14 protein-coding genes are annotated in these 17,429 nt (G+C 71.4%); all 14 read right to left on the reverse strand.

Annotated elements, in window-relative coordinates:
• Positions 1-766: 766 nt before the first annotated feature.
• Entirely contained in the window at positions 767-1,948 is a 1,182-nt protein-coding gene (locus VGC13_RS10085; RefSeq protein WP_331125121.1) for a hypothetical protein, read from the reverse strand.
• A 780-nt stretch (positions 1,949-2,728) separates the two neighbouring features.
• On the reverse strand, positions 2,729-5,752 hold the full coding sequence (locus VGC13_RS10090) for a putative LPS assembly protein LptD (RefSeq protein WP_331125122.1): 3,024 nt from the start codon (positions 5,750-5,752) through the stop codon (positions 2,729-2,731).
• Between the two features lie 11 nt (positions 5,753-5,763).
• Entirely contained in the window at positions 5,764-6,537 is a 774-nt protein-coding gene (gene tatC / locus VGC13_RS10095; RefSeq protein ID WP_331125123.1) for a twin-arginine translocase subunit TatC, read from the reverse strand.
• Between the two features lie 60 nt (positions 6,538-6,597).
• Positions 6,598-7,146, reverse strand: a complete 549-nt coding sequence (nrdR, locus tag VGC13_RS10100; RefSeq protein ID WP_331125124.1) for a transcriptional regulator NrdR — start codon at positions 7,144-7,146, stop codon at positions 6,598-6,600.
• Positions 7,147-7,176: 30 nt separating this feature from the next.
• Positions 7,177-7,947 (reverse strand): tol-pal system protein YbgF, encoded by a 771-nt coding sequence (ybgF, locus tag VGC13_RS10105; protein ID WP_331125125.1) that lies wholly within the window; start codon positions 7,945-7,947, stop codon positions 7,177-7,179.
• Positions 7,944-8,561, reverse strand: a complete 618-nt coding sequence (locus tag VGC13_RS10110) for an OmpA family protein (protein ID WP_331125126.1) — start codon at positions 8,559-8,561, stop codon at positions 7,944-7,946. The genes ybgF and VGC13_RS10110 overlap by 4 nt, the downstream gene beginning before the upstream one ends.
• Before the next feature lie 814 nt (positions 8,562-9,375).
• On the reverse strand, positions 9,376-10,668 hold the full coding sequence (locus tag VGC13_RS10115) for a hypothetical protein (RefSeq protein WP_331125127.1): 1,293 nt from the start codon (positions 10,666-10,668) through the stop codon (positions 9,376-9,378).
• Between the two features lie 14 nt (positions 10,669-10,682).
• Entirely contained in the window at positions 10,683-11,588 is a 906-nt protein-coding gene (locus tag VGC13_RS10120; protein WP_331125128.1) for a hypothetical protein, read from the reverse strand.
• 44 nt (positions 11,589-11,632) lie between these two features.
• Positions 11,633-12,049 carry a biopolymer transporter ExbD gene (locus tag VGC13_RS10125; RefSeq protein ID WP_331125129.1) on the reverse strand — a complete coding sequence of 139 codons (417 nt, stop codon included), beginning with the start codon at positions 12,047-12,049 and terminating at the stop codon, positions 11,633-11,635.
• Positions 12,049-12,753, reverse strand: coding sequence for a MotA/TolQ/ExbB proton channel family protein (locus tag VGC13_RS10130; protein WP_331125130.1), 705 nt, complete (start codon positions 12,751-12,753; stop codon positions 12,049-12,051). Before VGC13_RS10130 ends, VGC13_RS10125 begins: the two co-directional genes overlap by 1 nt.
• Before the next feature lie 388 nt (positions 12,754-13,141).
• On the reverse strand, positions 13,142-14,455 hold the full coding sequence (hemA, locus tag VGC13_RS10135) for a glutamyl-tRNA reductase (RefSeq protein ID WP_331125131.1): 1,314 nt from the start codon (positions 14,453-14,455) through the stop codon (positions 13,142-13,144).
• Positions 14,437-15,081 carry a bifunctional precorrin-2 dehydrogenase/sirohydrochlorin ferrochelatase gene (locus VGC13_RS10140; protein WP_331125132.1) on the reverse strand — a complete coding sequence of 215 codons (645 nt, stop codon included), beginning with the start codon at positions 15,079-15,081 and terminating at the stop codon, positions 14,437-14,439. The genes hemA and VGC13_RS10140 overlap by 19 nt, the downstream gene beginning before the upstream one ends.
• The gene (gene ccsA / locus VGC13_RS10145) at positions 15,078-15,902 is read right to left on the reverse strand and encodes a cytochrome c biogenesis protein CcsA (RefSeq protein ID WP_331125133.1); all 825 of its coding nucleotides are present in this window, start codon (positions 15,900-15,902) and stop codon (positions 15,078-15,080) included. The genes VGC13_RS10140 and ccsA overlap by 4 nt, the downstream gene beginning before the upstream one ends.
• Positions 15,903-15,987: 85 nt before the next feature.
• Complete coding sequence (locus tag VGC13_RS10150) at positions 15,988-17,010, reverse strand: LysM peptidoglycan-binding domain-containing protein (protein ID WP_331125134.1); 1,023 nt, start codon at positions 17,008-17,010, stop codon at positions 15,988-15,990.
• Positions 17,011-17,429 lie beyond the last annotated feature (419 nt).

Consider the following 17,429-nt stretch of genomic DNA (forward strand, 5'->3'; position numbering starts at 1 on the left):
TCACATGGAGCCACCGGAATCGCTTTGGAATGTGTTTAAGAATTCCTGCGCTCGCGCCCGTATGTCATTTCGAAGGAGGCGCCACACCGCACCATCGGCTCGCACGAAATCCGGCGCGCCGACTGAGAAATCTACTGTCTGCCGCTGGTGCCCCGCCGCACCGCTCCGGCACTGGCCCTGTCCGCCCGTGTCGCAGCCGCAAGGGAAGCACGGGCTACCGCGTCTGCCCTCCAGCAATCCGACAGGGGATTCCTCGGCCCTGCAACCTCTGGTGTGAAGGCAGGCTACGGCGTGGCCGGGCCTCGGAATGACAGCGCTAGCAGATCTGCCTGGATGCGCAGCGTCGGATTCTTGAGCACGCTCTTAGTCCTTTCCCCTCGCACCACACGAACTCCGTTGACTCCGTGTGAGGCCATCTTTTCCGAAGCCTGGGAGTGTGTTCAACAATCGGCTTGTTAATCGAAGCACGTTGACTTCCTGAGAGAGCGCACACCGGGAACCTTAACCCACGTAATCACTTGCGCGCGATCGAAGGATCTACTCTCGGCCACGCCGGGGCTGGCTTCCGAGTTTCGATCCGGCCCACTCGTGATGCCAGCGAGATCCTTCGGTCGGCGCCAAGTCTTTCGCGGCAGCACGTTCAGAGCGGCGCCTCCCTCAGGAAGACAGAGCTCCGGGTGCATTCTTGAACGCCCTGAGGGCGAGAAAAAGCGGAGGCCGCCGAAGCAGCCTCCGCTTTTCATCCCCCCGATCCAGCCGCCAGCAATCAGCGGCGGCTGATGTTCAGCCGGGGCTCGTTCGGGACCGTCTGGTAGGCCCAGTCGAAGATCAGCAGGTCCTTGCCGTTCTGGTCCGTGCCCAGCATGGTGGCCCGCAGCACCGCGAAGTGCGGCTGGCCGTCGGCGCCGGTCACGCGGAAGACGTAGCTGAACTCCGCCTTCACCGGGATGGACGCCGTGGTGTACCCCGCCGTGGGCGCCACGCGGGCCGCCACGCACCCCGCGTCGGCGCCGGGGCCGCAGGCCAGGGCCGTGGTGGCGCCCCACTCCGTTACCTGCGTGCCGTTCAGCGGAACGATGCGCCACCCCGCCGCGCTGCTCTCCAGCCGCCAGTGCGCGCTGGTGGAGTTCCCCGGCACGATGGGGTTGTCCGACTCGTTGGCCTGGAAGCGGAAGCCGCTGCCCGCCGCGCTGTCGGCAAAGGCGTACACCAGCTCACCCGCGAAGTCGGGGCGCGGAATGCCGGCCACCTCGGCGCTCAGGTTGCTGTAGTGGCCCATGGTGTCGACCGTGGCGATGCGGTAGGCGAACTCGGAGCCGTTCTCCGCCCGCTCGTCCAGGAACCCGGTGCCGTCCGTCTGCCCCACCGAGTACTCCGCGTCCGTGTCGTCCACGCGCGTCAGGTAGACGACGTAGCGCGAGACGTTGTCGCCGTTGGAGCTGTTGGGGCTCCAGCGCAGGTACATGGCGTCGTCCAGCCCCACGCTCTGCAGGGCCGTGGGCGCGCCCGGGCGCTGGTTGGCGGGCACGCGCACCACGTCGCGGAAGTCCGACTCCGTCTCCTGGTCCGAGGTCTCGTCGTACGCCGAGACGTAGTACTCGTAGTCGGTGCCGTAGGCCACGTTGCGGTCGGTGTACACGCAGCCGAAGTCGGTGCACGAGGTGACGGTGGCGATCAGGGTAAAGCTGGCCGCCGAGGCCTGCTTGCCGTACACGCGGAACACCTCGTTGTCCCAGTCGCTGGGCGGAAGCCAGGTCACCTGCACGCTGGGGTAGCCGAAGGGCTGGTTGTTCTCGAACCCTTCCAGCACCCAGGCGTAGCTGGCGAACAGGTCCGTGGGCTGGCCGGGCTCCTCGCCCGGGTTCACGATGACGTCGGGATCGTTGTCACAGGCCGCGGCCAGCAGCAGGCCCGCCACGGCAAGGTACTTTCTGGCGATGGTCTTCATGGGAGGGGTCTTTCAACGCGAGTGGTGCGGATGCGAACTGCTCCGGCCATCCCCAGGGCAATGCGCGTTCCGGCCGGGGACGCATCGGGGCACAAATCCAACTCATTTCACCACAATCACTTGCCCGCTCGTGCCCCGTTCCGCCCCCTCCGCGGGTGTCTCGCAGGTACGGCGAACCTCCGTCACCCGCAGGGGACACAGGGGATTGGGCGGAGATGATTTGGGGATGATGGAGACCATTTGGTTGATGGGGAAATGCGTCGCGATCGTCGGCCGGGTTCTCGGGATGAGGATGATGTGTCGCGATTTCGGCGGGCATCCTCCCGGGCGGGTGAACCCGCGGCTGGAAATGCGGGAAGCCCCGCAAACGGCGCGGGGCTTCGTTGCCGCGGCTCCATGCCGCGATGGCCAGGGTCGTCGCGGCGGAGAGCAGGTCCTTCGGTCGCGCGCCGGGTTCCGGGTTCGGGAAGGCGCGGTGCGGCGCTCCCTCAGGAAGCCACGGTGGTGCGCGGGTGGATGAAAGATGGAGGGTGGAAGATCACGAGCGGCCGAAGCCCCGTTCGGCGAGCGCAAGCGAGCCGAGACGGGGCTTCTGGCATTTCCAGCCCCGGGTTTCAACCCGGGGTATGGCGATGTGCGACGGAATCCGGAGGGCGACGCCCCCCCGTTCACCCGTTCACCCGTTCACCCGTTCACCCGTTCACCCGTTCACCCGTTCACCCGTTCACCCCTTCACCCGTTCACCCCTTCACCCGTTCACCCCTTCACCCGTTCACCCCTTCACGGGCTGTTGTCCGTCGGCGTCGGCCGGTCCGCGCCCAGGTTCTGCCGGCTGTAGTCGGCCTTCAGGTCCGGCAGGTCCTGCAGGTGCACGGAAAAGGAGAACGACGTGTTGCCGTTGGGCGCGCGGATGAAGTCGAAGTTGGCCTGCCAGCGGTACAGGTCGCGCTTGAAGTTGAGCACGTGCGTGCCGAACTCGTTGCGCGAGATGGAATAGTCCGTGTACCAGCTCACCGCCCAGTTGCGGGTGGGAAAAAAGGACACGTTCCCCGACACCTGCTGGTTGCCCCCGTCCGCCACCGCCGGCAGCCCCGCCGCCTGCGACCGCGTGCGGCGCAGCGAATAGCTCAGCGACACGTTCCACGCGCCGGTCGCCCCGCCGCCGCCGCCCGAGCTCATCGGGATCCCCGTGGCCGTCTGCGCGCCCGGCGGCTCGGCCGTGGGCATCCCCTCTTCCGCCGGCGTCTGCCCGCGCTCGGTGCGCCGCTCGCCCTCGTCCGCGCGGCTGAAGCCCAGCCAGCGGAACAGCGCCGAGCTGGCGCCAAAGCTGAACGACGTCTGCACGCCCGTCAGAAAGGGCGAGAACCGCCGCGGCCCGCTTCCCACCAGGCCGGGCGTGTCGCCCCGCTCCTCCCGGAACAGGTCGTGGGACACCGTGAAGTTGAGCCCGCCCAGCAGGTCCGAGCGAATGGTGTTGGTGATGTCTTCGGTGGTGAACCGGCGCCCCGACACCTCCACCGGGACGAAGCTGTACACCAGCGACGAGGTGTTGACGGCCAGCAGCGTCACCTTTTCCGACTGCTCCGGCCCCGCCCCGCCCGGTCCGCCCGTCTCGCCGCCCACCGTGTCGGCCGCGGTGGTGTCGCGCAGCGTGGTCTGGCCGGGGATCTGCTCCGCGCGCGCCGTGTCGGTCTGCGCGCCGGGGTTGGCGGCCTCGGGCGACTGCGGGTTGCCGGTGCCCGCCGTCTCCTCGGCCCGCTCGGCGCCGGTGCGGCTGCGCGGCGCGCGCACCTTGGCCTCGAAGGTCTGGTCAAGCCCAAAGGTGAGCTGGTTCACCTGCCGGCCGCCCGCGACGCCGAACACCGCCGCCTGCAGCGCCGTCTGCCGCACCTGGGGCGTGTAGACGTAGCTCAGCGAGGGCGACACGTGGTGGCGCAACGCCTCGTACGCCCCAAAGCCGGGAAAAAAGCCGAACAGCTCCGTGCGCAGCCCCGCGCCGAAGTTCACGCGCATGGGCGCGGCCACGAAGCCGCCGTAGCGCTGCAGGTCGACCGGGGCCGGCGCCGCGCCGCCCGCGAACGCCGTGTCGCGCCGCAGCACCTGCTGCCCCACGCTGATGCTGGGCGTGAGCCGCGTGGCGCCGATGAAGCGGAACTCGTACCCCGTCGACGCCGCCCAGTCCAGCTGCTCGGTGCCGTAGCCGGGAAGCAGGCCCAGCCGGTCCAGCGCCGCGCCCTCCGCCGCCGAGGCGCTGTCGATGGCCGCCAGCTCCGTGCGGCGCTGGCGGGTGTAGCGCGTGTTCCCCGCGATGCTGATGGGGCCGAAGCGCAGGCCGCCGGTGAGCGCCGCGTCCGCGTTCTGCTGCCCCTGCTCGCGCCGCCGCAGCGCGTCGCCCGGCGACACGCGGTCGGCGTTGCCGTCCAGGTTCAGGGTGAGCGACGCGTCGTTGTACCAGCGCGGCTCGGCCCCCTCGCGCGTGGCGAACAGGGTGATGGTCTCGGGGTTGATGGCCAGCCGCGTGCGCAGGTTGTTGTCGCCCGTGGCGATGGACTGCCGCAGCTCGCCGCCGGAGCTGATGCTCCCCCAGTCCGTGCGCCGGGTAAACGACAGCGTGGAGCTCACGTCCGACGTCTGCCGGAACGGGTTCACCGCGCGGTCGCGCTCGAACTGCGTGCTGCTGGTGTAGTTGAGCGCCGTGGTGATGTCGGTGCGCTCGTTGGGCTTCCAGCTGCCGTTGCCGAACAGGTTGAACTGGTCGGCGTCCTCGTCGCGCCAGAAGCGCTGCAGCGACGCGCTGCCCGAGAGGAAGCGCCGCGCCCAGTTGAACTGGTACCCCAGGTCCAGCCCGATCCACGACTGGCTGCGCCAGTTGAGCGCCGCCTGCGCGCCCATGTACTCGTTGATGGCCCAGTAGTACCCCACGTTGCCGATCTGCCGCCCCGTGCCGCGCGTGCCCCGCCCGCGCTGGTCGGTGCGCACCAGGTCGTTGATCTCGAACTCGGGGATCAGGAATCCGCTGCGCCGCCCGCGCCCCAGGTCCTGCACGATGAAGGGAAGCACGAAGACCGGCACGCCGCGGAACACCAGGTACGCCGGCCGCCCCACCAGCACCCGGTTCTTGATCACCTTCAGCCGGTCGGCGCGAAAGTAGTACGCCGGCTCGGGGCGGTCGTCGGAGGTAAAGGTGCCGCCGGTGGCGTACACCCGCTCGCCCTGCTCCTCGGTGGTGACGTTGCCCTGCACGAACCAGGTGGCGCCCTCCGTCACCGTCGTCCGCGCGTTCTGCACGCTGGCCCGGCGGTTCCCCAGGTCGTAGAAGATGACGTCGCCCTCGATGTCCTGCCCCTCGCCCGTGACGCGCGGGTCGCCGTACACCTCGATGAACTCGCTGCGCTCGCGGTACACGATGCTGTCGGCCGCCTCGATCTTGTCGGTGCCGCGGGTGACCACGGGGCTGCCGCGCAGGCGCAGGGTGCGCTCGGCGTTGTCGAACTGCGCGCTGTCGCCCTGGTACTCCACCGGCTGGTAGCCGGGGAGCCGCAGCAGCTGGTCGTACACGCTGTCCTGCACCTCGGGGCGCGCCGCCGCGCCGCTGTCGCGCGGCACGGTGTCGCGCGTGGTCCCCTGCGGGCGCGGGCGGGTGGGCGCCGGGCGCTCCTCCACCGGCCGGCCGCGCGTGGGGCGCACCTGCGCCGCGGCGGGAACGGCGAAGAGCGCCGCCAGGGCGGCGAGCACGAGTGCGGCCCGCACGCGGCCGCGAACGCTGGACTGCACGGTGGAGCCCGTGTGTGAAAGGTCCTTCATCGATCGCATCCTCACGCCTGCGCCCCCGCCGCGGCTTCGGCCACCCGGCGGCGGCGCGTGACGACGCGGGAAAGGATGATGCTGAGCTCGTACAGCAGCACCAGCGGCGCCATCATCATGATGGTCACCGTGATGACGTCGCCGGGGGTCAGCACGGCGGCCAGGATGGTGATGCCCGCGACGGCATGGCGGCGCTTGCTGGCCAGGAACTCGGGGGTCACCAGCCCCAGCGCCGACAGGATCAGGATCACCACCGGCAGCTCGAAGACGATGCCGAACGCCAGCAGCAGCCGCGTCACCATGGCCATGTACGGCCCGATGACGATGGACTGCTCCAGGAACTCCGTCTGGAACCCCATGGTGAACTTGAGCGTCATGGGAAGCACGATCTTGTAGCTCATCACCACGCCGCCGATGAACAGCACCACGCCCATGTACAGCGCGGGGACGATCACCCGCTTTTCGGACGGCATGAGCGCCGGGGCCAGGAACGCCCAGATCTGGTAGATGACGATGGGCGACGCCAGCACCAGCCCCGCGATCAGCGACAGCTTCAGCGTGACGAAGAAGGGGTCGGTGGGGCTGAGGTACTTGAGCTTGCCCCCTTCCAGGAACGGCTCGATGGGGCGGATGAGCAGTTCCATCGCGTCCATCCGGTCCACCAGGATGAAGCCCACGATGGCGCCCGCGATGACGGCCAGCAGGCTCCACAGGGCCCGCCAGCGCAGCTCTTCGAGGTGGTCCAGAAAGGGCATCTCGCCCGGGTTGCTCCCCAGCTTCTTCATCACCACTGCAAATCCCTCAAAGGACGGCGCCGGGGAATGGTTTCCCCGCCCCCGTCCGCGTCAAGCGTGTTCGTCGGTGCCGGCCGGCGGCCCTTCGGCGCCGGCGGGCGGGTCCAGCGGCAGCTCGTAGTGCGCGTGGCGCATCTCGCGCTGCGCCTGCCGGTCGGCCAGGTCCCGGAACTCGTGGTAGAACTCCTCGGGGTCCTGGAAGTTTCGGTACACCGACGCAAAGCGCACGTAGGCGATGTGGTCGCGCGTCTTGAGCCGGTCCATCACCATCTGCCCGATGTCCTGGCTTTCGGCCTCGCCGCTCTCGCGCCGGTCCAGCTCGCGCTCGATGTCCTCGACGATGCCGTCGATCTCCGTGGGGCTGATGGGGCGCTTGGCCGTGGCCGTGCGGATGCTCGCCAGCAGCTTGCGCCGGTCGTAGGGCTCGCGCTCGCCGTCGCGCTTGAGCACCTGCAGCGGCCGCTCCTCGATGTACTCGTACGTGGTGAAGCGCCGCTCGCACCGCAGGCACTCGCGGCGGCGGCGCACGGCGCGGCCGTCGCGCACGCTGCGCGAGTCGACCACGCGGTCGTCGGTGTGGTGGCAGAAGGGGCAGCGCACGCGCCTAGAACCCCGTACTGGTGCGGCGGTTCACCGCGTCCCCATGCGCTGCAGCTCGGTGCGCGCCTCGCCCGCCTCGGGGCTGCGCGCGTACCGCTGCACGACGGCGTTGAAGCGCGCCCGCGCCTCCGTGCGATTCCCGCGCCCAAGCTCCAGCCGCCCCTGCCGAAGCAGTGCCGCGGGGGCCCGGGACGAGGTGGGATACAGCTCCACCACGCGCCCGTACGCGGTGATGGCGCTGGCGGGCTCGCGCCCCTGCTCGTAGCTCTGGCCGATGTTGTACTGCGCGTCCGCCGCCAGCCGGTGCTGCGGGTTGGCGCGCAGGAACTCCTCGAACCCGGAGCGGGCGGTGCCCACGGAGCCGCGCCGCAGCGCCGCCAGCGCGGCGTCGTACAGCTCCTGCGGGTCGCCGCCCTCCTCGTCCCCGCCCCCCGCCGCGTCGTCGTTGCGGGATGCGGCCGCGGCGGCCTCCTGGGCGCGGCGGGCCTCGGCGGCGCTGGTCTCGATCTGCTGGCGCAGGCCGGCCAGCTGGGCCTGGTTCTGCCCGCTGAGCTCCTGGATCTGCACCAGCTGCCGCTCGATGGCCACCAGCCGGTTGGCGAAGTCGCCGCGCAGGCGCACGTTCTGGTCGCTCAGCGAGTCCAGCATGGCCTCCGTCCGGCCCACCAGGACGCGAAAGATGGAGTCCTGGTGCGCGCGCTGGGCGGCCATGTCCAGGCGCAGCTCCTCGACGTCCTGCTTGGTGGCCACGCAGGCCGCCAGCGGCAGGAGCGCGGCGGCGATCAGCAGGCGGCGGATCATCGCAGCTCCTCGGGGACCACGGTCACCTGGCCGCCGGCGATGGCGAACTCCGCGCGGCGGTTGCGGGCCCACGACTCTTCGTCGTCGCCCTCCACCAGCGGGCGCTCCTTGCCCATGCTGACGGTGGTGAAGCGGTCGGGGTCGATGCCGTAGTTGGCCAAAAAGGCGCGCACGGCCTCGGCGCGGCGCTGGCCCAGCGCCAGGTTGTACTCGGTGCTGCCGCGCTGGTCGGCGTGGCCCTCGATGCGCAGGCGCACGTTGGGGTTGGCGGCCAGCACGGCGGCCTTCAGGCGCAGCTTGTCCTCGGCCTCGCCGCCGATCTCGTCGCTGTCGTACTCGAAGAAGACGATCTCGGTGAGCACCTCGCGGGCGCCGGAGGTTTCGCGCTCCACCCGCTCGCGTTCCGCGCGGTCGCGCTCGGCCCGCTCCCGCTCGGCGCGCTCGCGGTCGGCGGCCTCGTTGGCCAGGCGAATGCTATCGGCGTTCGCTCCGTCGTTGCCGGTGACGATCGTCGTGTCGCCCTCGGGCGTGGGCGCGGTCTGCGGGCGCTTTTTGCACGCGCCCAGGGCGGCCAGCGGGACGAGGGCACAGACGACGGCGTGGCGCAGCTTCATCGGTTCTCCTGGCGGTCGGGAGTCGGTGTGTGGCGTTTGGAGATTCAAAAACTCCGGTACATCCAGAGCTCCGCAATCCAGAGCTCCGGCAGATCCAGAACTCCGGGAATCCAGAACTCCGGCAGATCCAGAATCCGGCTGATCCAGAACTCCGGCTGATCCAGAACTCCGGTACATCCAGAACTCCGGGAATCCAGAACTCCGGCCTTCGTGCGTCCATCCCCGCGGGCGAATGAATTCGCGGCTGGGACAACGCGATGTCCGCCTGCGCGGACGGGGTCGTGCCTGGGCTGCGGGCTCGGCTCGGCGACATGCATTGAACTGGCGCCGACGGGGGGCCCCCTCCCCCGGCCCCTCCCCCCTCGTTCCTCGCGGAGAGGGGAGAAATCCGATCGCGCTTCGGCCTGGTTCGGGCTGCGTCCGCAGGCGCCCCCTCCGGCTCGCTTAGGCTCGCCACCTCCCCCGAAACTGCTGGGGGAGGTTGGTGTTGCCGACGGATCGAGACTCGGCAGCAGGCACCGAGCTGCGCCCGACGTGGCCCCCTCTCCCGGCCTCTCCCCCCTAAACTGCATGGGGGAGAGGAGAATTCGATCGCGCTCCGGACACTGTCGGGCGCGTCACCCTCCCCGCGCTGTTTGCGGGGGAGGGCCGGGGTGGGGGGCGCCGGCGGACGCAGTGTGGACCCGTTCGCCGAGCTTCGATTCCTGCCCTATCCCAACCTCCCCCAGCAGTTTTGGGGGAGGTGGGCGAGTAATGCGAGCCCGGAGGGGGCGCCCGCGGGTCGCGCGGAAGCGTCCGAGCTCGGCCCTTAATCCTACCGCGCCCGCACCAGCGTGGGCGACCAGTCGGGCAGGCCGAAGCCGCGGCCGCGGACCAGGGGGCGGATGGTGCCCGTCACCGTGTCGAGCACGAACAGGCCGCCGCCGTCGCGGTCCGAGGCGAACACCACGTGGCGGCCGTCCGGGGCCCAGCTGGGGTCCTCGTTGTGGCCGCTGTTGGTGAGCATCCGCGGGCTTCCGCCGTCGGCGCTCACGGCGGCGATCTGCATGCGGCCGTTGACCCGCGTGTGGTACACGATGGCCGGCCCGGCGGGCGACCAGTCGGGCGAGGTGCTGTAGCCGCGTCCACCATACGTGTACGCCGACACCAGCCGCGGCTCGCCGCCGGGGCTCATCACGTAGATCTGCGGCTCGCCCAAGCGGTCGCTGACGAAGGCGAAGCGGCGCCCGTCCGGCGACCAGGTGGGCGACAGGTTCTCGTACCCGCGCCCCCGCGTCTGCTGCCGCAATCCCTCGGGGCCGATGGTGGCGATCTCCGTGTGCCCGCCCACCGTGGTCGCGAACGCCACGGTCCGCCCGTCCGGCGCGTACGAGGGGGTGATGTTGATCCCCGCGCGGTCCGAAAGCACGCGGTCCGCGCCGGTGCCCAGGTCGCGCTCGTACAGCAGGGGCGCGCCGCCGCGGAACGAGGTGTACGCGATCCGCCCGCCGTCCGGCGACCAGGAGGGGGAGAGCGAGATGGACCCGTCGCTGGTCACCCGGGTGACGTTCTCGCCGTCGGAGTCCACCAGGTAGATCTCCTTGCTGCCGCGCCCCTGCGTAACGAAGGCGATGCGCGACGCGGCCATCCCCGGCTCGCCGGTGGCCCAGCGGACCACGGCGTCGGCGGCGGCGTGCACGGCCATGCGGAACCCGCGGGCGTTCGCCGCCGGTACGGTGAAATTGCCCGATCCCTTGACCGTACCGTACGCGGCGTCGTGCAGGGTAAGGCGCAGCGTGGTGCCGGTGAGCGCGCCCTCCAGCACCCACTCGGCGCCGCGCTGGCTCCACGCCTCCAGGTCCAGCGCCGCGCCCGCGCGGGCGCCGGTGGCCTCGGCCATCTCGAAGCGGTTGCTGAACTCCAGGTCGCGGCGCAGGATGCCCGCAATCTCCGCCCCCGCGCCCCCGGCGATCGGCAGGACCACGAAGCCGGGGGAGCGCTGGGTTTCGTACTGCGCGCGAAGACGGACGACGACGCTGTCCTGGGCCGCGGCGGGCGCGGAGGCCAGGGCGGACGCAGCCAGCAGGAACGCGAGCGCGCGCGGGGCGCGAAGGGTGATACGTCTCACTCTGCTCTTTGGATCTACCTGGGGGACAGCTCTACGCACCATCTCCACCGCCCGGGATCGAAGGCGGACGGAAGCGTGCCGAAGGCGCGGCGGCTGCCGGCCGCCTCGGCGGCCTCTCTCATCGCCAAGTTGAACACCGCGCCGCCGCCGCGTATCCGCCGCGGCTGAATGTCCGTGACGGAGCCGTCGCGCTGAATGCGGAAGCACACCTCGCCACGCGCGTCGGCGTTGCCCGGCGGCGAGCGGAAGAAGCGCTGCACCTGCAGCGTCACCCGCTCGCAGTAGCCGGCCACGGGACAGGGATCGCCTTCCACATGGATGTTGATCCCCTCGCCGCCCGGGCTGTTGGGCTGCGGGTTGCTCCCCGTGGCGGGCGCCGTGCTCGTCCCGTCGCCGCGGGTGCGGTTGGTTCCGCTCCCCGTTCCGCTGGTCGTGCTCGATCCGCCCGCGGGACGGTTCGCCGGCGGGCGGGTGGTCCCCTTCTCCGGCGTCGTCCGCGGGGGCGTCGCCGCCGGCGTGGACGGGCGCGGCGGCGTCGGGCGCGGCGGCGTGTTGGCCTTCGGGCGCTCGACCGGCGGCGTTGCCGGACGCTGCGCGGGCCGTTCGGGGGTCCTTCTAGGCTCGGGAGCCTTCGCAGGTTCCTTCGGCGCCTCGTCACGGGGCGGCGCGGGCTCCGGGTCCGGCGTCGGCGGGTCGGGCTCGGGGGCGGCGGGCTCCGAGGGCGCGGCCGGCTCGGGCTGCGCGGCGGCGGGGCCGGGCTCCTGGTTGGAGAGCGCCTCCATCGGCGGCGCGCCCGCCATGTTCGGCGGGGCGGAGACGATGTCGACCGCATAGACTTTCACTTTCGCCGGCTTGGGCGCCGAGCCCTCGGCGACGAGGGCGAGCCCGACGATCGCGGCGTGCAGCAGCAGCGACGCCACCACAGCGTTCCGAACGCCCGCGCCCCCGGCTCCCCGGTGCATCGTCAGTTCCCCGCCTGCTCGGGTTCGGCGATCAGGCCCACGCTGGCCACGTCGGCCGCCTTCATCGCCCCCAGCACGCGCACCACGCTGCCGTACGGCACCGCCTCGTCCGCGCGCAGGTACACGCTGCCCGCGCCCTTTTCCTTGACCAGCTGCGGGAACATGGTCTCGAACTGCTCCCACTGCACCCGCGCGGAGCCCACGAAGATCTGCCCGGTGCGGTCGATGGACACCACCAGCCCCTCGGCGGAAGGCACGGACTCGGTGCGGGCGCGCGGCACCTTGACCTCCACGCCGCCCTGCATCATCGGCGCGGTGATCATGAAGATGACGAGCAGCGTCAGCACCACGTCGACCAGCGAGGTGACGTTGATCTCGGCGCTGTAGCCCAGCTCGGCGCGGTTGCGGCGGCGCGGCACTAGATGCGTCCTTCGCGGGCCAGCGCGCCGATCAGCTCGGTGCTGATTCCCTCCAGCTCGCCCGTGAACCGGTTGAGCCGCGCCGTGAGATAGTTGTACGACATGGCCGCGGGGATCGCCACCACCAGCCCGCCCCCCGTGGCCACCAGCGCCTCCGCCACGCCGGGCGCCACCACGGTGATGCTGCTGGACCCGGACGCCGCCACGCCCAGGAACGAGTTCATCACCCCCAGCACCGTGCCCAGCAGCCCCAGCAGCGGCGACGCGGTGGCGATGATGGCCAGCCAGCTCAGCCCCCGCGCCGCGTCCTCGCGCTCCTCGGCCTCTTCCTTTTCCAGCACCATCCGCATCACCTCCAGCTGCGCGGGAGACAGGCCGCGCACGTCGCTTCCCTGCCGCGCCGCGCCGGGGCGCAACTCGGTAAAGAAGCCCATCCCCCGCTTGAACAGCCGGGTGAAGGGCGAGTCATTGAGGCCGCGCACCCAGGTGTACGCCTCTTCCAGGCTCGCCGCCGCCTGCACGCGGTCAAGGAACTGGTCGGCCTCGCGGTGCAGCCGGCGGAACTGGATGAACTTGAGGGCGATGAGGGTCCACGACGCCACCGACATCAGGGCCAGCACGCCCATGATGATCTTGGTGGAGGGCGTGCCCTGGGCGATCATGTCCCAGGCGGCGGCGAACTCGTTGCCGGTGTGCTGCTGCATCAGGGCAGTGCGAAAGTGCGAAAGTGCGGGAGTGCGAAAGTGGGCGACGGCACGCTGCCGTCCGCATCCCCGGTGTTCAAGGCGTTCCGCTGCGGATCGGACGGCCGCGGCGGATCGATCGCTCCGTCGTTACGGATCTGCCCGGTGAATTCCCCGTTGCGATTCTGATCCGGTAACGTGCCGTCCGCCCGCTGAGCGAATGAATTCGCCGCTGGAACATCGCAAAGTCCGCCTTCGCGGACTCGGCGGCCCGGCTGCATGCGGCGTCCGAAGCACCTGCGCGTCCGCAACCGGCGATTACCGAATCAGATCCGCAATGGGCCTCGTTCGCTCCCGCGGCCGGACGGCACGTACCGGATAAGGGTCGGCATGAACATCGGCACCCGCATCACCCGTCGCCCCCTTCGCCCGACCCATCGGCGCGAGGCTCGCGGTCCAGCGCGAACAGGTAGCGCACGGTGTCGAGCACGCCCGTGCCCCGGCCGTTGCCGGCGGCGTCGCGCAGGCGGGCGGTGGGGGCGTGCAGCACCTTGTTGACCAGCGAGCGCGTCAGCGCGTCGATGGCCAGCTGGTCTTCGGGGGACAGGTGCGAAAGCTGCCGCAGCGCCCGCTCCATCTCGGCGCGGCGCAGCTCCTCGCCGCGGTCGCGCAGGGCGCGGATCGTCGGGACGACGGCCAGGCTGGCGTACCAGGCCCAGAAGTCTTCCACGCCGCGCGCGACGATGGACTCGGCCTGGGGAAGCTGCGCGCGGCGGCGCCCCAGGTTGTCGTCCACCATCTGCTGCAGGTCGTCGATGTTGTACAGGAAGACGTTGGGCTGGTCGGCCACCGCCGGCTCCACGTCGCGCGGAATGGCGATGTCGATGATGCACAGCGGCTGCCGCGGCCCGTGCGGCAGCGCGCCGCGCAGCCGCTCCACCGTCAGCACGGGGTGCGGCGCGGCGGTGGAGCAGATGACGATGTCCACCTGCGGCAGCGCGCCGGCGAAATCTTCCCAGTGGATGGCCTCGCCGCCCCACCGCTCGGCCAGCTCGCGGGCGCGGTCGTAGGTGCGGTTGGCCACGATCGCCGTCCGCACGCCCTCGGCGCGCAGGCACTCCAGCGTGACCTCGCTCATCTCGCCCGCGCCCAGCACCAGCGCGCGGCGGCCCTTGAGCGAGCCGAAGATCTTCTTGGCGAGGTCGACCGCGGCGGACGAGACGGAGGCGGCGCCCACGCCCAGCCCCGTCTCGCTGCGCACCCGCCCGCCGATGGAGAACGCGGTCTGGAAGAGGCGGTGCAGCGCCTGGCCCACCACGGGGCCGTTTTCGCCCGCCACCTCGCGCGCGGCGGCGTACGCCTCCTTGACCTGCCCCTGGATCTGCGGCTCGCCCAGGATCATGGAGTCCAGGCCCGACGAGACGCGGAACAGGTGCTCGGCGGCCTGCCGGTCGCGGTGCACGTAGAAGTAGCGCGCGGCCTGGGCGGGGTCCTGCCCGATGCGGGCGGCCAGCAGGGCGCGGGCGTGCTCCACCCCGTCCGACCCGTCCGGCAGGGACAGGTAGACCTCGGTGCGGTTGCAGGTGGAAAGCACCACCGCCTCCGAACCGTCCTCGGCAAGCCCCAGGAGCGCGCCGGGAACCTCGGCCCGCCCCAGGGCGAACCGCTCCCGGTGCTCGATGGGCGCCGTGCGGTGGCTTGCGCCTACGACTGCGAGAGGCATCGCCGGATGGCCTGCTCCACGTCCTCGTCCCGTCCCGCGACCGCCAGGTCCAGGAACTCGGGGGTGATCAGCTCGAACCAGAAGGCGCGCCGCCGCGATTCGTCCGCGGCCCAGCGCGCCTGCACCTCGTCGCGGACCTCCGCCAGCCGGCGCGCCGCGCGCCCCAGCCCCGGCGTAACGACCGTATCCGCCAGCCGCTCGCGCAGCCGCCGCGCCAGCAGCGGCGACGCGCCGCCCGTCGAAAAGGCGACGGTCACGTCCTCCCGCCGCAGGTGCGACGGCACGTGAAAGTCGGACTCCCCACCCTCGTCCGCGCGGCTCACCAGGGCGCCCGCCGCGCGCGCGTCGTCCGCGATCCGCGCGTTGACCGCCACGTTGTCGGTCGCCGCAAAGACCAGGTGGTGGCGGGCCACGTCGCCCCGCTGGTACGGGCGCGGACGCCAGACCAGCCGCAGCGCCTCCACGCTCGCCCGCAGCGCGTCGGTGACGGTCGGGGAGACGATCTCCGGGCGCCCGCCGGCCTCCGCCAGCCCCGCCACCTTGCGCGTGGCCACCTCGCCCCCGCCGACGACCAGGATGCGCAGCCGGGCGGGGTCCAGCATCAGGGGATACGCGGCGCCGCTCACAGGAAACCCGCCCCGGAGCTTTCCGCCGCCCGCATCACCACGTACGCCACGACCACGATGGCGAAGCCGACCACCGAGACCAGCGCCCCGCGCCGCGCCCGCGGCGCGCCGTTCCCCGCGCGGGCCGCCAGCGCGGCAACGAAGACCACCAGGGTGATTACCCCCAGCACGACTTTGGGGTTTCCCGGCTGCATCCGCGGCCCGAACCGCTCGGACCACGCCCACCCCAGCACCAGCGCCAGCGCCAGGAGCGGAAGCCCCGCCATCAGCGCCCGCCGCCCGATGCGGTCCAGCGTGTCGAGCGGGGGAAAGAAGCGGAACACGGCCCCGAAGTGCTTTCCCTTGAGCTCGCGGAACTGCAGCAGGTACATCAACCCCGCGGCAAAGGCGACGGTCAGTCCCGCGTATCCCAGCATCGCCAGCACCACGTGCAGCACGAACCAGGGCCCGCGGAACGCCACCTCGTGCGCCGCCGGCCGCATTCCCGCCACCTCGGCGATCGCCGCCAGCGCCGCGGCCACGGGAACCAGGACCAGCCCCAGCGGACCCGTGCGCCCCAGCGTGGCCAGCAGTAGCGAGCCCAGCGCCACCAGCAGCGCCAGGACGGAGAGCGAGGGCCCCAGCCCCACCAGCGGCAGCTCGCCGTAGCGGGCGCTGAACGCCGCCAGCGCCCCGCCGTGCAGCGCCACGCCCACCGCCAGGCACGCCGTGGCGGCGTAGGGAAGCCGCCGCGCGCTGCGGGCCAGCGACACGCCCAGCAGCGCGGCGGCCACGGCGTACGCCGCCAGGGCGGCCACGTGCAGCCCGTCCGTCACGTCCACCCGGCACCTCCCGGACGCAGAGACGCCCTTCCCGGGGGAAGGGCGCCGCACGCACCACCGGGCCTGCCCGCCGCCATGCCGTGCGTCACGGCATCCGCGCCACGCGGCGCACCGGCAGGCCCACCGCAATGCGGGGCTCCTCCAGGTGCGTCACCCGCACCGAGGCCGTCCCCTCCGTCACCTTGACCACCTGCACCCGGGCCACGGGCACCTCGGGGCGCGTGCCCCAGCGGCGCTCGGTGGGCGGGTCGTACATCTCGAACTCGTCGCCCAGCCCCACCCCCGCGCTGCGGCCGATGTCCAGGAACAGGATGCTTTCCGTGCGCTGCAGCGGGCTGGTGTCGTGAAAGGCGAGCACGCGCCCCTGCAGGTCGGCGTCCACGGCGGTCGGGCGCTCGTTGGTGAGGATGGGGAACGCCTCCACGGGGATGACGGCGTCGCCCGGGCGCACCTGGTCGAACATCCCCACGATCACCACCGTGGCCGTGGCCCCGTCCATCGCCGCCACCGTGCCGATGCCGGTGGGCTGGTACACGCGGCCCGTGCGGCGGATCTCGCGCCCCTCGCGCAGAAAGTGCAGCCGGTCGCCCACGGCCACGCGGGCCGGGTCGACCCGCACGAACACGCGGTCGTACAGGTTGAACTGCGGGGCCATGCGGGCCTCGACCACCGACTGGTACTCCGCCTCCTCGATGCGGCCCACCAGCGGCACCTCGCGCGGGCGCGCCACGAACGAGGCGCGGTAGAAGTCGCCCTGCAGCACGGCCGGGCGCTCCTGCATCTGGCCGATGCGCAGCGTGGGCCCCCGCGGCCCCTGCTGCGGCGGGCCGAACGCCGGCCCCTCGTCGACGGCCTGGCCGGCGCAGCCGGGAAGCACCAGGCGCTCGGAGGGATAGATGCGCGCCGGGTCCTCGACGGTGGCCGTGTTGAGCCGGAAGATCTCCGGCCACAGGAACGGGTCCGACAGGCAGGCGCGGGCAATGTCCCACAGCGTCTCGCCGGGGCGCACCACGTGGACCTGGCCCGGCTGGGCGGGCGTGTCCTGCGCGGCGAGCGGCGCGGCCGCGAGCAGCGCCGCGGCGGCGACGACGGATGCGGTTGTTCTCACGGGACCCCGAAGGCGGTTGCGTGCGGGCGTGGGATTCACCGGAATTTCGCTGGGGGATGGGCCGCGCCCGATCCAGGAACGCGGGCGGCCCGGCGTCGCCCAAGTGTAAGCTGCGCCCCGGCGAATGGCAAGGCGAATCGCGGAAAAACGGTTGGATACCCTGCGCTGCGCCGCCAATCCCGTGCCGGATGCGCCATCCTGAACATTTCCAGCAACGGCGCCATTTTTCATGATCCACCGATCCCAGAAACCACTGATACAGGTGCAGAGTCGGAAAATTTTGCTGGATCGCGACGTTCCATCCTATCCAGCCTCGACGCGGCAAGGAGATCCGGTCGCGCCAACACACGGACCTACTTCCCGCCAGCTATTGACCTGCGTACGGGAGGGTTCCCACATTGGGAACCCGTCGCTATATT

Source organism: Longimicrobium sp., assembly GCF_036399255.1.
GTDB lineage: Bacteria > Gemmatimonadota > Gemmatimonadetes > Longimicrobiales > Longimicrobiaceae > Longimicrobium.